The 14,892-nt window shown below is 65.4% G+C and carries 12 protein-coding genes; 4 read left to right on the forward strand and 8 right to left on the reverse strand.

Going from position 1 to position 14,892, the window contains the following annotated elements:
- Nucleotides 1-52 precede the first annotated feature (52 nt).
- A complete protein-coding gene (locus ACIBJI_RS16390; protein ID WP_364343260.1) occupies nt 53-907 on the forward strand; it encodes a TIGR03619 family F420-dependent LLM class oxidoreductase in 855 nt (284 codons plus the stop codon).
- A gap of 27 nt (nt 908-934) precedes the next feature.
- Here ACIBJI_RS16390 and ACIBJI_RS16395 read toward each other — a convergent pair whose 3' ends face one another.
- From ACIBJI_RS16395 to ACIBJI_RS16405, 3 genes are all read right to left on the reverse strand, one after another.
- Nucleotides 935-2,857, reverse strand: a complete 1,923-nt coding sequence (locus ACIBJI_RS16395; RefSeq protein WP_397084698.1) for a VWA domain-containing protein — start codon at nt 2,855-2,857, stop codon at nt 935-937.
- A 112-nt stretch (nt 2,858-2,969) separates the two neighbouring features.
- On the reverse strand, nt 2,970-4,706 hold the full coding sequence (locus ACIBJI_RS16400; protein ID WP_397084700.1) for an ABC transporter ATP-binding protein: 1,737 nt from the start codon (nt 4,704-4,706) through the stop codon (nt 2,970-2,972).
- Nucleotides 4,703-6,628 carry an ABC transporter ATP-binding protein gene (locus ACIBJI_RS16405; RefSeq protein ID WP_397084702.1) on the reverse strand — a complete coding sequence of 642 codons (1,926 nt, stop codon included), beginning with the start codon at nt 6,626-6,628 and terminating at the stop codon, nt 4,703-4,705. Before ACIBJI_RS16405 ends, ACIBJI_RS16400 begins: the two co-directional genes overlap by 4 nt.
- 77 nt (nt 6,629-6,705) lie before the next feature.
- Between ACIBJI_RS16405 and ACIBJI_RS16410 the strand changes: the two genes are divergently transcribed.
- Nucleotides 6,706-7,476 (forward strand): AraC family transcriptional regulator, encoded by a 771-nt coding sequence (locus ACIBJI_RS16410; RefSeq protein ID WP_364343248.1) that lies wholly within the window; start codon nt 6,706-6,708, stop codon nt 7,474-7,476.
- A gap of 112 nt (nt 7,477-7,588) precedes the next feature.
- On the opposite strand, the gene ACIBJI_RS16415 is transcribed toward ACIBJI_RS16410, so the two are convergent.
- From ACIBJI_RS16415 to ACIBJI_RS16425, 3 genes are read right to left on the reverse strand one after another with little or no spacing between them, the layout of a single operon-like run.
- On the reverse strand, nt 7,589-9,226 hold the full coding sequence (locus ACIBJI_RS16415; protein ID WP_397084704.1) for an ABC transporter permease: 1,638 nt from the start codon (nt 9,224-9,226) through the stop codon (nt 7,589-7,591).
- Nucleotides 9,223-10,155, reverse strand: coding sequence for an ATP-binding cassette domain-containing protein (locus tag ACIBJI_RS16420; RefSeq protein WP_397084706.1), 933 nt, complete (start codon nt 10,153-10,155; stop codon nt 9,223-9,225). Before ACIBJI_RS16420 ends, ACIBJI_RS16415 begins: the two co-directional genes overlap by 4 nt.
- Nucleotides 10,155-10,790 carry a TetR family transcriptional regulator gene (locus ACIBJI_RS16425; RefSeq protein ID WP_364343239.1) on the reverse strand — a complete coding sequence of 212 codons (636 nt, stop codon included), beginning with the start codon at nt 10,788-10,790 and terminating at the stop codon, nt 10,155-10,157. Before ACIBJI_RS16425 ends, ACIBJI_RS16420 begins: the two co-directional genes overlap by 1 nt.
- Before the next feature lie 230 nt (nt 10,791-11,020).
- Between ACIBJI_RS16425 and ACIBJI_RS16430 the strand changes: the two genes are divergently transcribed.
- Nucleotides 11,021-12,979 (forward strand): acyl-CoA dehydrogenase, encoded by a 1,959-nt coding sequence (locus ACIBJI_RS16430; protein ID WP_364343236.1) that lies wholly within the window; start codon nt 11,021-11,023, stop codon nt 12,977-12,979.
- Here the strand turns inward: ACIBJI_RS16430 and ACIBJI_RS16435 are convergent.
- Nucleotides 12,976-13,614, reverse strand: a complete 639-nt coding sequence (locus ACIBJI_RS16435) for a phosphatase PAP2 family protein (RefSeq protein ID WP_397084708.1) — start codon at nt 13,612-13,614, stop codon at nt 12,976-12,978. The two genes, ACIBJI_RS16430 and ACIBJI_RS16435, sit on opposite strands and share 4 nt — an antisense overlap.
- A gap of 91 nt (nt 13,615-13,705) precedes the next feature.
- Here ACIBJI_RS16435 and ACIBJI_RS16440 point away from each other — a divergent pair, with 91 nt between their 5' ends.
- Nucleotides 13,706-13,933: a LuxR C-terminal-related transcriptional regulator gene (locus ACIBJI_RS16440; protein WP_397084750.1), complete on the forward strand. Its 228-nt coding sequence runs from the start codon at nt 13,706-13,708 to the stop codon at nt 13,931-13,933.
- Here ACIBJI_RS16440 and ACIBJI_RS16445 read toward each other — a convergent pair.
- Nucleotides 13,918-14,820 carry a nuclease-related domain-containing protein gene (locus ACIBJI_RS16445; protein WP_397084710.1) on the reverse strand — a complete coding sequence of 301 codons (903 nt, stop codon included), beginning with the start codon at nt 14,818-14,820 and terminating at the stop codon, nt 13,918-13,920. The two genes, ACIBJI_RS16440 and ACIBJI_RS16445, sit on opposite strands and share 16 nt — an antisense overlap.
- Nucleotides 14,821-14,892 lie beyond the last annotated feature (72 nt).

Below are 14,892 nucleotides of genomic sequence, written 5' to 3' on the forward strand. Positions count from 1 at the left end.
AGCCGCCAAAAGTGATAGAACTTGTTCTAATTTGCAGATGGGAGCGTGCACGGTGCGGTACGGAATTGTGTTGTTCACCAGTGACCGGGGCATTACGCCCGCCGATGCGGCCGCGGCCGCCGAACAAGCCGGATTCGATGCCTTCTACGTGCCCGAACACACCCATATCCCGGTGGTTCGGGCGGCGGCCCATCCGCGCACCGGGGATGCGAGCCTGCCCGACGACCGGTATCTGCGCACGCTGGACCCATGGGTCGCGCTGGCCACCGCGGCGGCGGTCACCAGCCGGATCACGCTGTCCACCGCGGTCGCCCTACCCGCCGAACACCATCCGATCACCCTGGCCAAAACCCTCGCCTCACTGGATCATCTGTCCGGCGGCCGGGTCAGCCTCGGCGTCGGTTTCGGCTGGAATACCGATGAGATGGCGCATCATGGGGTCCCCGCGAATAAGCGCAGGACGGTATTGCGTGAACATCTGGATGCGATGCGCGCATTGTGGTCGGAGGAGGAGGCCAGCTTCGCGGGGCAATTCGTGAATTTCGGGCCGAGCTGGTCCTGGCCCAAGCCGGTGCAGAAACGGATTCCGGTGATTCTCGGCGCGGCCGGGACAGAACAGTCGTTCACCTGGCTGGCCAAGAATGCCGACGGCTGGCTGACCACCCCCACCGAGGAGGGCCTCGGGGAGAAGATCGCACTGCTGCACCGGGTTTGGCGCGAACACGAGCGCGAGGGCAGTCCGGAAGTCATTGCGCTGGCCGGACGTCACGATGCCACACAACTCGCGCGGTGGGCCGAATTGGGTATCACCGAAGCGGTTTTCGGTCTGCCGGATCGCGATGCCGATGACGTACGCGCATACTTGACCCGCCTCGCCGGGAAACTCGGTCTCGAAGCAGCCCGCTGACACCCGATGGTGCCAGCGGGCTTTCGGCTAACCGCGTCGCCTGCGTGTGACGAGCAATCCGATCAGCACACCGGCCACGCCGATGATCACAACGCAGATCACACCGGTCATGATCCAACCGGTCGGCGAATCCGATTCGGACGCCCGCGATTCCGCGACCGCGGGGGCCGCACCGGGCGTGCGGCTCGTCGGTGTCTTCACACCGGTGGAATTCTCACCGAAAACGCCCTCGCCGATCGTGCTCGCATACTGCGGGCCGTTCTCTTTGGTGTCGGTGACGGTGAGATCCAATTGCACCGATACCGGGCGGTTTTCACCCTGTTCGAAGGTCGAGCCGAGTTTGACGGCGATGTAGTACCAACCGGCCACCGCCTCCCGCCGTGACTCCAGCTGGTCGGCCTTGCGGTTGTTGTACCGAATCGGCACCGTGGCTATCGCCTTATTGGTCGGCAGGACACCCTCGGTGCCGGTATAGGAGGAGAAGTCCGAATCGATCTCCTCGCGGATCGGGCTGTAGAGGGTGGTTCGGATATTGGAGAGGTTGTCGAGTCCGCGAACGCCGTTGGCCCCGAACCGAACTCGATAGGCGAGGCCCTGACCCCAGTCCAATCTGACGCGATAGAACACGAATTCACCCGGCTGCAGCGCATCGGTGTAGCGACCGCTGCCCGGCAGCGTACCTGCCACGGTGAACGATGAGCCGCCGGATACCGGCGTACCCGCACCGCTCGCTTCAACGAAGGTCGTCGGCGGTGCGACCGCGACCGGACCGGCATCGGTCACCGCGGGTTCGATACCGACGATGAGTTCGATCGGAAGTCGTTCCGGCACACCGGCGGATACCTTCTCCCAGGTCAATTGGAAGTAGTAGCGGCCGCCGCCCTTGCATTTATCGGAGCCGCTGTTGCCCTTGCGTTCCTTGGTCGCACCGTCGAAGGCCTTCGCCACGGTGAGCGCGACACCGTCGCTGGATTTGGTGGAGCTCTCGAATTCGAAGACATTGCAGTCCTCGCCATCCGCACCGTAGATCCGCATTTGCAGCACGTTCAGATCGTCGGTCGGGGAGATATCACGCAGTCGCGGAAAGGACAGGGTGCCACTGAAATACGCGGTCGCACCCGCCGGAACATCGACTGCCCAGTAGCGCTTTTCCCGCTGCCCGATGGTGTCCAGATACTGGCCGGGGGCGGCGACCGGCGCGGCGGCGTAGGTCGGCGCGCCGGTGATCGGTATGCCGACGGCCTTGTAATTGCGCAGGGCGGCCGATGATACGCGCGGCAGCGTCCGTTCGAGTGCGGGACCGTCGGCGGCGTCGCTGTAGGTACCACCGGTGGCCTGCGCCATGCAGGTCAGCTGGGCGCGGGCCTTGGCGTCGACGGCGAATCCGATGGTGTGCACGATGAGATCGAGCCCCTGCTTTTTCAATTCGCGGGCGACTTCACAGGGCTCGGGTGGGGAGCAGGTGTCGTCCCCGTCGGAGACCAGGACGATCGAGCGCGGTCCCGATTTCGGCAGTGTCTCGGCGGCCTGGCGCAGTGCCGTGCCCATCGGTGTCCAGCCACTGGCTTTGATCCCGTCGACCGCGCTGGTCAATGCGGTCCGGTCCAGGGTTTCGGGTTTGTGCAGGACCCGGACGTCACGGCAGCCGGATGCCTTCTCCGCCTCGGTATTTCCGGTGCTCGTGCCGTAAACGGTCAGCCCCACTTTGGATTCCGCGGGTGCCGAACCGACGAAGTTTCGCACGGCGGTCTTGGCGGCATCCATCATGGTGCCTGCCGGATCGGGGCGCTGCATGGAACCGGACGCGTCCAGAATGAGCATTGTCGGCGCGTACTGCGGGTTGTCCGGACTCTGCTGTGCCTGCGCGGGCAACGCCGCCACGGCAAGTCCGATCAAACCCGCGGCAGCGCCCGCGGTCAGCCGGGTAAAGCTTCGGGTAATCCTCGACATATGCCTCGTCTGCTTATTTCGCTTTGATAACGGAGCAGACGTTACCCACAGCTGGTAGGTGTTCCCATTGGTGACACGAACACTTGCATACCCGAATGTCTGTATCGGCTGGTCAAGATGTCAGGGAGAGATTCCAGAACTCGGCGTAGCGGCCGGCGCGGTGCAGGAGTTCGTCGTGCGTGCCCTGTTCGACGATCCTGCCGCCGTCCAGGAAGACGATGCGATCGGCGCGTTGGACGGTACGCAGCCGATGCGCGACCAGCACGACCGTCCGCCCCGCCATCAAGCGCTCGATACCTTCGTGGACGGCTGCCTCGTTCACCGGATCCAGTGCCGAGGTCACCTCGTCCAGCAGCACGATGGGCGCATTCTTCAGCAGTGCTCGCGCGATCGAAACCCGCTGGCGTTCACCACCGGAAAGCAGTGCGCCGCCCTCGCCGACATGCGCTGCCCAGCCGCCGGGCAATCGCTCGATCACCTCGTCCAACCGCGCTGCGGTCGCTGCCGCCCGCACTTCGGCGTCCTCGGCGTCGGGACGGCCGAGGCGCACGTTTTCCTCGATGGTGCCGTCGAAGAGATAGACATCTTGGAAGACGATGGCGATCTGGTCCATCAGCACGTCGGTGGCGATCGCGCGTACATCCACGCCACCGACCCGGACTGCGCCCGCGTCCACGTCGTAGAACCGCCCGAGCAATTGCAGCAGGGTGGTTTTTCCCGCTCCCGACGGTCCGACGACGGCAAGCCGTTGGCCCGCTGGTACCGACAGCGACACATCGTCGAACACGGTGCGATCGCCCCGGCGGAAGGTGATGGATTCGAACTCCAGGTCACCACCCACCGGCTGGATAGGGTCGGGAGCTTGCGGTAGCGGTTCGGTGCGCAATACCGTCTCGAGTCGCGCGAGCACCGAACGCGCGCTGCGGAGTTTGCCGCCGATTTCCGATAGCGACAGCAGCGGCTCCGCGCAGCGGGCGGCCAGCACCAGGATCGCCAAAAGCTCTGCCGCGCCGATGGGAGCGGAGGTTGCGGAGCGACCGGGTAGCCCAGCTCCGCCGAGGGCGAGGTAGGCACCCAGGGTGAGTAGGGCGGTGAATGCCGCCTGCACCGTGATCGCCAGGCCCAAGATGCCCGGTAGCGCCGACAGCGTGGTGCGGCGGGATGTGCGCTGGACTTCGTGCAGTGAGTCGTCGAGCAACCGGAAGCGTTCGGCGGTCCGCCCGCCCGCCCGCAGCACCGGTTGGGCCTGGAGATATTCGATGACGCGTCCGGTGGCATCGTGGTCGCGTTCGTGGCGCTGCGCATCGTCGGCGGCCATTGAGCGTCCGGTCCAGATCTGGATCGCCGCAATGATCGGGGCGGCCAGCAATGCGGCCGACCCCAGTTGCCAGTTGAAGGCGAACATCACGGCGACGATTGTCAGAGGAGTCACCGCGGCGGAGATGAACGGGGCCAGCAGATGCGCGATCACGCTCATCGCCTGCAGCACACCGCGGCTGGCCAGGACGGACACCTCCCCGACTCGGCCCGGGCCGTACCAGCCCAGCGGCAATCGGGCCAGATGGTCGCCGAGCCGGTGATACATACCGCGCAACAGGGTGGTCCCGACCCGGAAGCCGGACAGATCGCTGCGATAGCGCAGCGCCGCGTAGACCGCGACGGCGGCCGCGAATGCGATCAGCCAGGGCCGGGCGGCTGCGGGTGTGCTCCCGAACAGTTCCCGCAGTACGGGAACCAGCAGTGCGTAGGACAAACCCTCGGCTATCGCGGTCGTCGTCATCAGGATCAAGGTGCGGCGCACCGGCTTGGCATACTCGGGTCCGAGCACGCGCAGTAGCATTCGAATCATCGCTCGTCTCCTTGTGCGGCGCCGTATTTGCCGGCCCCGCCGGTTGTCATTCCCGACGGGGTTTCGGTGTCGATTGCCGATCGTTGTGAATGCCAGAACGCCGCGAACTTTCCGCCCTGTGCGAGGAGTTCGGTGGGCCTGCCGTGCTCGACGATGGACCCGTGCTCCAGCATCACCACGGTGTCCGCGTCGGCGATCGTCTCCATGCGATGGGCGATGATCAGAATCGTCCGATCGCCCGCCAGCGTCGCCAAGGCCTGACGCACCGCCTGTTCGGTCTGCGGGTCGGCGAAAGCGGTCGCCTCGTCGAGCACCAGCACGGGTGTGTCGGCGAGCAGTGCGCGTGCGATCGAAATCCGCTGTGCCTCACCGCCGGACAGTCTCGCCTGCGCATCGATCACGGTGTCGTATCCGTGCGGCAGTTCGAGAATTCGATCGTGGATATTCGCCAGCCGGGCTGCGCGCACCACGTCATCGAGGTCGGCATGCGGTACCGCGAGCGCGATATTGTCCGCGACCGACGCGCGCAGCAGTCGAACATCCTGGAAGACGAAGGAGACCATCCGGTAGAGCTCCCGACTGCCGATTTCGCGCAGATCGACACCGCCGAGGGTGACCGACCCGTGCGTCGGATCGAAGAACCGCGGCAAAAGCTGAACCAGGGTGGACTTTCCACTGCCCGACGGCCCGACGATCGCGGTGACCGTCCCGGGCGCCAGCACCAGGTCGATCCCGCGCAGTACCTCGTGCTCGTCGTCGTAACCGAATCGAACCTCGCGCAGTTCCACCCGATGCCCCTGTGGTGCGACCGGGTGCGCGGGCTCCGGAAGTGACTGCACCGCAAGCACTTCCTGGATTCGTCCGAGCGCACGCCGGGCGGCCTGCATATCGTCGAAGCCGTGGCCGAGGGCCGCCACCGGAGCGGTCAGGCCGAGTCCGAGCAGCAGGAACGGCAGCAGATCGGCTGGGGCCATGCCGCCGTTGGTGATCAGAACCGCACCGCCGATCAGCACGACCAGCAGCACGAAAGGTGGTGACAGTGCCAGCTGCATGCCCGCGGCGATCGCGGAGACACCGTGCACCCACCGGTAGAAGGCGGCGACGAAATCGTCTGCGGCCGTGCGGAATTTACTGTGCGCGCGCCCGGATCCGCCGAACGCCTTGACCACCGAGATGCCCTGTACGAATTCGACGACGGAATTCGAAATCCGTCCCATGGCCGCATCGAACTCTTCCTGCTCGCGCTGCCGCGTCGGGGTCATCATCAGCGGGACCAGCGCCACCGCCAACACCACCGGTATCAGCGTGATCAGGGTGAGCCGCCAGTCGATGGTGAACAAATAGATCAGTGACGCCAGTGGCACCACGAAGGCGGCGATGAGCTCGCCCGGGGCGTGGGCGATGAACGGGTGCACGGCACTGACGTCCTCACCCACCACCTTTGCCAATTCGCCGGTCCGGCGCCGGGAGAACCAGCCGATAGGTACGTGCCCCAACCGTGCCGCCAATTGCCTGCGGAACGACAGCTGCACCCGGCCATCGACAATATGCCCGATTCCCGATGATGCGGCCGTGAACAACAGCCGGATCAACAACCCGACCGCACCCGCTATCACGACGATCCAGACGTGACCGTGATCGATCGGTAAGGGCGACAAAAAAATTCGACCCAATTCGACAACAGCCAGCAAAGGCGCCAGACCCGCGACAGCACCGATCGCCTGAAAGATGACAAGAGCGCCGAAACTCCCCAGATAAGGACGCGGCAACCCGGCCACGCTGTGGCCCGCCACGGCATCGGCATCAGGTGATGGTGGGGACTGCTCTCTCGTCTCGGCAACGTCGATGGTGGTCATTGCTGTCCCGTCTTCGACGAACTGTTCACCGACCGCTGCTCCAGCAAGGGGAACTTTGCCTCGCATGATGTGCCCTCCGGGCTGTTCGTGATGCTCTTCATCGGCCGCTGTGTTCCGAACGACGCAGCGATACCCTGGCAGCTGTGACGGTGGGTGCGCTTTCGGAAATATGCGGTCCGGCAATATCGCCGATGGTGTGGCTGCGGCCGGGGCATGTCGGGTACATCGGGCCAGAGCTGGGCGTAGACCCGCATTCGGTCTCGGTAGCGGTGCTCAGCGTGGGCCTGCATGGGCCGTTCATCCTCGAGACAGCCGCACACGGGGACGTACGCACCGGTAGTTCGTTCGCCCCCGCCCACTCGGTGCACCGCGTCCTCGCACCGGGAGAGTGGATCCTGCTGCTGTTCGTCGATCCCGCCGGCGCGCCGGCAACCGCCATCGCGGACGAGATGACGGTGACCACCGGGCCTTACGGTCTCGGCCACCGACGGGAACAGGAGCTCGTCGAGCTGTGCCGTGGCGATGACGTGGATCCGGACCAGATCTTCGCTCGGGCCAGTGCAGGTCGGGCGCCGATTGCCGATCCGCGGATCGAGCGGGTCGCCACCGCGATCCGCCGGGATCCGAATCGCACCTTCCGTGCCGATGCGGTCGCCGCGAACCTGGGCCTGTCCACCCCCCATTTTCTCCGCTTGTTCGCCCAGCGCAGCGGCACCACATTTCGCGGCTACCAGCGGTGGGCCCGGGTCATCCACGCACTGCGAGACGCCGCGGACGGCCGCGATCTCACCCGATGCGCCACAGATGCCGGTTTCGCCACCCCGTCGCACTTCAGCGAAACTTTCCACCGCATGTTCGGGCTGTCCGCCACCGCGCTGCTACGTTCCGGTATCCGCTTCGACCTCGGAACCTAGCCTGCGCCTCCGATTCTGGCCAGACACCGCGTGGCGGTTCCTCGACGACTCCGAACGCGCAACAGCGCCCCGCAACGAGCGGTGAACTCGTTGCGGGGCACTGGTCCGAATCTCAGCGCAGATCGCGGCGGCGGAAGCCCGCGATCCCGACCCCGAGCAGCACGACCACGATCCCGAGCAGCCACAGGATCGGCGTGGCCTCGAAGGATGAGCCGGGCAGCTTCGGCGGGTGGGTGAAGGGCACCAGATCGCGCGTCCACTGGGGGAGCCCGTCGAGCGCGCCGACGACGAAGATGATGATCATCGTGCTCAGCACGCCCCAGGCAGCTGGCGTATAGCGGGGCGCGAGACCGTAGACCGCCACAGTGATGGCGGTAAGCACCCACACCGCAGGCAGTTGCACTGCCGCCGCGCCGAGGCAGTCGCCCACCTTGCCCGCCAGATCGCCATCCGAGATGCCATAGATGACTCCGACCGCCGCACCCGCGAGGAACAGCAGCACCACCGGTCCGAGCAGCGCGATGCCGATGTGGCTCATCGCGTAGCGTTCACGGCTCACCGAACCGGCCAGCGTGGCCTCGGCGCGCTGGCTGGATTCCTCCTCGTGCAGCCGCAGCACGGCCGAGATCGAGTAGGCCGACGCCGCGATGGCCAGCATGCTGAGGGCGAACGTGATGAACGAATTCTGCAGCATATCGGTGCCGCCCATCCGGTTGATCACGTCGCGGACCTGCTTACTGTTGTCGAGCATATCGCCGACGCTGTTGATGGCGCCGCCCATCAGCGATCCGTAGAGCAGGAAACCGACGGACCAGGCCAGCAGCGAGCCCCGCTGCAGCCGCCAAGCCAGTCCGGATGGACCGGAGAGCGTGGGCGCCGCTACCGGCGCGCCGGGTCGCTCGGCGAGCAGGCCCGAGCCCGTATCACGTTGCCGCAGAAGCATATACGCGGCGACGGTGGTAACAATGGCGACGGTGAGCAGCAGAATCAACACCCACCAGCGCTCATTCGCATACGGCCGCAGATTGATACACCAGCCGAGCGGCGAAAACCACGACAGCACACCGTTTCCGGCGTCGCCGACCGCGCGCAGCGCGAAGGCCGTGCCGAGTGTCCCGAACGCCACCCCGCGCGCGACCCGTGCGCCCACGCTCACCTGCGCCGCGATCGCGGCGACCCCGGCCCAGACCAGACCGGAACAGCCGAGAGTTGCACCGTAGGCCAGCGAACCGGCGGCGGGTAGGTCACTGCCGGAGAGCGCGAGGGCACTCAGGATGGCGACGATCAGACAGCCGGTCGCCGTCATGATCATGGCGGCGGTCAACCCGGCATAGCGGCCGATGCTGGTGGCGCCGACCAATTCCGCGCGACCGGTCTCCTCCTCGACCCGGGTGTGCCGGATGACGGTGAGGATTGTCGCGATCGCGATCATCGCGTAGAACGGCCCGGCCTTCCACAGTCCGACCGAGCCGAGATCGGTGCTGAAGACCGGCCCGTACATGGCAACGAGCGCCGGGCTTTCCATGACCGACTTCGCGGCATGATCGAGGTCGGCCTGAGTGGTGTAGACGGCCTTGGCGCTGCCGACATAGGCGGCGGGCAGCAGTCCGAAAGCAAGTACCCACAGCGGCAACACAATTCGGTCGCGGCGCAGCAACAGTCGCAGTAATTGCCCGGTACCGGCGAAGTCGGCCGATCCGCGCACGGCGGGTGTGGCGTAATGCCTGCCGCCCGCGGTTGCGGTTGTCATGATCCCACCTTCTCCATGGTCGCCCTGGCCTGCTCGGATGTCGCGCCGTCGACGTGGTAGTGCCGCATGAACAGTTCCTCCAGCGTCGGCGGCGCACTGGTGAGGCTGCGCACTCCGACATCGCCGAGGATCCGGATCAACTCGCCGAGATGTTCGCCGTCCACCTGGCAGCGCAGCGTCGAACCATCGCGTTCGATGTCCTCGACACCCGTCATTCGGCTGAGATCGCCTGGGTCGCCGAGCAATTCGGCGGTAATGGAGGTACGCGAAAGGTGCCGCATATCCGACAGCGATCCGCTCTCGACGGTACGTCCGGCTCGGATAATGGTCACCCGGTCACACAGCACCTCCACCTCGGACAGGATGTGACTCGACAGCAGAACCGTGGTGCCGCGCTGATTGGCCTCCTCGACGCATTCGCGAAAAACCTGTTCCATCAACGGATCCAGACCTGAGGTCGGTTCGTCGAGCAGTAGCAGGCGCACATCGGAGGCGAGCGCGGAGATCAATGCGACCTTCTGCCGGTTGCCCTTGGAATAGGTGCGCGCCTTCTTGCGCGGATCCAGATCGAATCGCTCGATCAATTCGGCACGGCGCTGCGCATTGATTTCCCCGCGCATTCTGGCCAGTAGGTCGATGGTTTCCCCGCCGGATAACGACGGCCATAGTGTGACGTCCCCTGGTACATAAGCGATTTCACGGTGCAGCTCGACCGCATCGGTCCACGGATCGCGCCCGAGCAGGCGGACTTCGCCGGAGCTGGCCCGCAGGATGCCGAGCAGGATGCGGATGGTGGTCGACTTACCCGCGCCGTTCGGGCCGAGGAAGCCATGGATTTCGCCCTCGCGGACCGCGAGATCCAGCCCGTTCAGGGCGGCGAAGTGGCCGAAGTTCTTGTGCAGATCGCGAACTTCGATGATGTCGGACATCAGGTCTCCTTGGTAAGGGTGTCCAAAATCGTTGGGTCGGTTAGGAATCCCTGGGTGTAGAGCTCCGCGGCGGGCAGCACGAACTCCTCGGTCAAGGAGCGAACGAGCTTGCGGTAGTCGAGCTTTTCGCCGCGGTTTTGCAGCAGGGTGAAGTACAGGACGGTCGCGCCGACATTGAGTGTCGTCAGATATCTGGCCCGCGCGGCCGGGTCACGGCTCGGTTTGATGGTGCCCGCCTCGACGCCTGCCTGGATGTACTCCTCGGCATCGGAGATCATGTGCTCGAGCAGTGACTCGGCCAACGGCCCGCCCGCCTGCAGGCTGCGCACCATGTAGGCGACCAGCGGGCCGTATGTCTCGATCTCGGACATGGCCGCGAGCATGCTTTTCGCGACGTTCGTCTCGGTGGCGGTCTTCCACTTCTGGTCCCGGATCAACTCCAGCACCCGCTCGTCGCAGGCGGCCCGCAGGCCGTCCTTGGAGCCGAAGTGATGGTTGACCAGTCCGGGGGATACACCGGCCGCTGCGGCGATCGCGCGCACTCCGACCTGGAATCCGTTGTCACCGAACACCTCGATCGCGATGTCGCGAATGCGGGCTGCGGTGCTGAGATCCGAATTCGGGGCCGGCGTCACGCGGCGCCTCCTAGTTCGGCGGGTCCTTGCGATACGGCTCTCTGGTTGAACACATGTTTAGTATATTAAACACGCGTTCAATGGTAAAGCAAGAACTTTACGAAGATGTCGTGTCATGCTGTTTCTGCGGACTGAATCCGCTGGTCAAACCTCCGGCAGCGGTCGATGTCCGGAGCATCCGCTCGGTTCGAACGGCCCGCCGGATGCCCGCGAAACGCTACTGTCGGGGTATGCCTGACACCGAGAACGTCTCGACATCGGACCACCTCCGCGACGCACTCGACGGCCCATGGCGCGCGGTACGCGCCGAGGCCAGGGTGCAACTGGCCGGAGATCAGTTCACCGGCGATCCGTCTCTGGACTACCGCGCGGCACGGGCACGGGTGCTCGAGCAGATGCGGGCGATCGCATCGATGGGCTACGCGGAGCGTGGTTTCCGACGCGAGAACGGGGGCACGGGGGAACCGGGGGAGGCAGTGGTCGCACTGGAGATGTTGGCGTACGCCGACCTGTCGCTGTGGGTGAAATCGGGTGTGCAGTGGGGGTTGTTCGGCGGCGCCGTGGAAAACCTGGGGACCGAACGGCATCGCGATGTGGTCAAGCGGCTGATATCACTGGATCTGCTCGGTTGTTTCGCGATGACCGAATCCGGACACGGCAGCGATGTCGCGAATCTCGAGACGACCGCCACCTACGATCCGCAGACCCAGGAGTTCGTCGTCCATTCGCCGACACCGTCGGCGCGCAAGGACTACATCGGCGGTGCGGCCGAACATGCCAGGATGGCAGCGGTTTTCGCGCAGTTGATCACCGAGGGGAAGAGTCAGGGCGTGCACTGCTTCCTGGTGCCGATCCGGGATGAAAGCGGCGCCGATCTGCCGGGAGTGACCACCTACGACGACGGCCTCAAGGGCGGTCTGCTCGGTGTCGACAACGGACGGATCACCTTCGATCAGGTCCGCATTCCCCGGGAGAACCTGCTCAACCGGTATGCCGATGTCGCACCGGACGGCACCTACCGCTCCGATATCGAGAATCCGAGCCGCCGATTCTTCACCACCCTGGGCACTTTGGTGCGCGGGCGGGTCAGCGTCGGAGGTGCCGCCGCGGCCGGTGCCCGGGTCGCGTTGAGCATTGCCACGCGATATGCGCTGAAGCGTCGCCAATTCTCGGATCCGGACAGTGGCCAGGAGACCCTGCTGCTGGACTACCGCAGTCATCAGCGACGGCTGCTGCCCTTGATCGCCCGGTCGTACGCACTCGCGTTCGCACAGAACGACCTGGTCCGTCGCATGCATCTGGTGCAGACCGGTCAGGACCTCGATCCGGGTGCGCAGCGCGCCCTGGAGAAACGGGCCGCGGGACTCAAGGTCGCACAAACCCGATTCGCCACCCGCGCCATCCAGGAATGTCGCGAAGCCTGCGGCGGCGCAGGCTATCTCACCGAGAACCGCCTCGTCACGCTCAAGGGCGATACCGACGTGTTCACCACCTTCGAGGGCGACAATGTCGTGCTCACGCAATTGGTGGCCAAGGAAGTGCTCACCGCCTACTCCGATGAGATCCGCGATCTGGACGCGCTGGGCTGGGTGCGCTTCGCCGCCACCATGGCCGGTGATGTGGTGCGCAAGCGCTCCGGTGTGCGCCAACTTATTCAGACGCTGCGCGACCGCAGTGATGACACGGTCGACGACGGCGACCTGTCCCGCCGCTCGGTGCAGCTGCAGCTGTTCGCCGATCGCGAGGACTATCTGGTGCGCACCGCCGGACATCGGCTGCAGGCCCGCGCGAAGGACACCGCACCGTTCGAGGCGTTCAACAATGCGCAGGACCATATCCTCGCCGCGGGCGCCGCGCATATCGACCGGCTGGTCCTCGAGGCGTTCATCGAAGGCATTGCCGGGATTGCGGATCCGGCGGCTCGCGAACTCGCCGAGACCGTCTGCGATCTGTACGTCTACTCGATGCTCGAGGAGAACCAGGCGTGGTTCATCATGCACCGGTTCATGTCGGTCGAGCGTGCGAAGGCGGTGCGTCGCGGTGTCAATGAACTGGTCGACCGGCTGCGACCGGATGCGCTGACACTGGTCGAGGGCCTGGGGGTGCCGGAGAACATGCTGCGTGCGGCGCTGCTGGATGATGCGAGCGTGTTCGATCGGGTCGGCAGTCATACGACGGTGTCGATCTAGGAGTCGACGCGCAACCGCTGCGTGAGAAATCGTCCGGTGAGCTTCCAGCACACGACGACCAGCGCGATCGCTACCGCCGTACCGCCGAGAATGTCGGTCGGCAGATGATAGCCGAGGCCGATCATGCCGACCGCGGCACAGACCAGTGCGACGGTGGCGATCAAGCTGGTGACGACACGCGCCCGCATCGAGTCGGTCAGCACGACGAACGCGGCGGCGATCGCGACCAGATGCACGGTATGTCCGCTCGGATACGCGAGATAATCGTGCAGCGGTCGATCCCACAGCGGTTTGAGCACCCAGCTGTTGAGCCCGACCACGAGCTCGGGAATCACCACCATCGCCACGGCCCGCCGCCACTGCCGCCGAAAACCGAACCAGGCGGCGCCCGCGAGCAATAGCGGGATCAGGATGTAGCCGTTGCTCGGGATCACCAGCACTTCATAGCCACCGGAATGGTCGTCCATCGCCGAGTGGATCGGCCGGGCGAGTGCGCGATCCAGATCGGTGGCCGCGCCGTCGCGGGGAAAGGTCAGCGGCAGCGCGACCGCGACGCCGAGGCCGACGAGCACCACGCACAGCGCGACGAGGTTCGCCCGGACCCGGCCGAGCCACCCCTCCCATTTGACGATCACCGCTCGACGATAGGGCACTCGCGAACAGACCCCGTCGGTCGCTGGCGCACGGTCGGATGCCGGATCGGATCAGCAGCCCGTCGAATCGCCGCTGGACGCACTCACCAACCGACAGCGCGAAACCGCGGTACTGGTCGCGACCGGCATGACGAACCGAATGATCGCGACCCAGCTGCAGATCTCGGAATGGACCGTGGTCGATCACGTCCGGCAGGTGATGCAAAACTGCACTGTCGGTCGCGATTACACCTCGCACTCGTGGTCGAGCGCGGCCCCACAGTCCGGAGCAGTCGACCCCCGTCGTCACCCCGGCCCGTAAGTCAATATCGCGATGACCACAAACCAGATCACCCAGGCGAAGGCGATCAGCATGCCCACTGCCAGGGTGATCCGCATGAACGCCCGCCCGAGATCCATATCGCCCGCCTGCCGCGGATACAGCTTCCACGGGCTGTACCAGGGCGATTCGATGACCAGCCCCGATGCGTTGGCATCCCTTTCGGCCTGCGCCAACTCCTCGGCATATGCCTCCGCCTGCGCCTGGTTCGGGCCACCGTGCCACAGCGTGATATCGATCGGGCCGAGGAAGCCCTCGTTGATCAGCTCCTGCGGGGCGGGCAGATAGGGCAGGATGCCCAGGCTGCGGAATGCCACCGCGACATCGTTGGCCGTCCACAGGTGGATATTCTTCTCGGAATCGGCCAGCGTCTCGAAATAGTGCCGCAGCCGTTCCGGATCGCTGCCGAGGATCACATCGAAACTCGGATCGCTCCACTCCTGTTTGATCGATAGTTCGGCCCCGCGCAGCGGCACGATCAGTGCGACACCATGCACCGCGCGCTGGCCGAGACCGCGCGCGGCCAGCCAATTCTGCAGTGCGAGTGTATGTTCGCGCGATTTGTCCAGCGGCGTGCGCCGATCGCGGCCCTCCACGGCGACCGGTTCGCCGGAAATCATCCACGGCCCGCTGAGCGGTACCTCCAGCACGCCGTCCTGGCGCGCGACCAGCGCCTCGGCCTCGATCACCACGCAACTGGTCGGGGTCCAGACCACGGCGTCGAACTGATGCAGCCGATCATTATGGAACAGACTGCAATTCACCGTGGCGACACCGTGTGGGCTGGCCGGATCCTTCCAAGTGCGCAGCCAGTCGATCAGCGCCCGCTCGGCATTGGTGCCTGCCGGGTTCTGTACTCGCACGAGCATTCGCGACCGCCCTTCACGTCATCACTCGATGGTGGCAAGGATACGGACAACACGGCCCGATTCGCCGCGCCT

Origin of the sequence: Nocardia sp. NPDC050408, from assembly GCF_044458905.1 — a bacterium.
In the GTDB taxonomy this organism is placed as follows: domain Bacteria; phylum Actinomycetota; class Actinomycetes; order Mycobacteriales; family Mycobacteriaceae; genus Nocardia.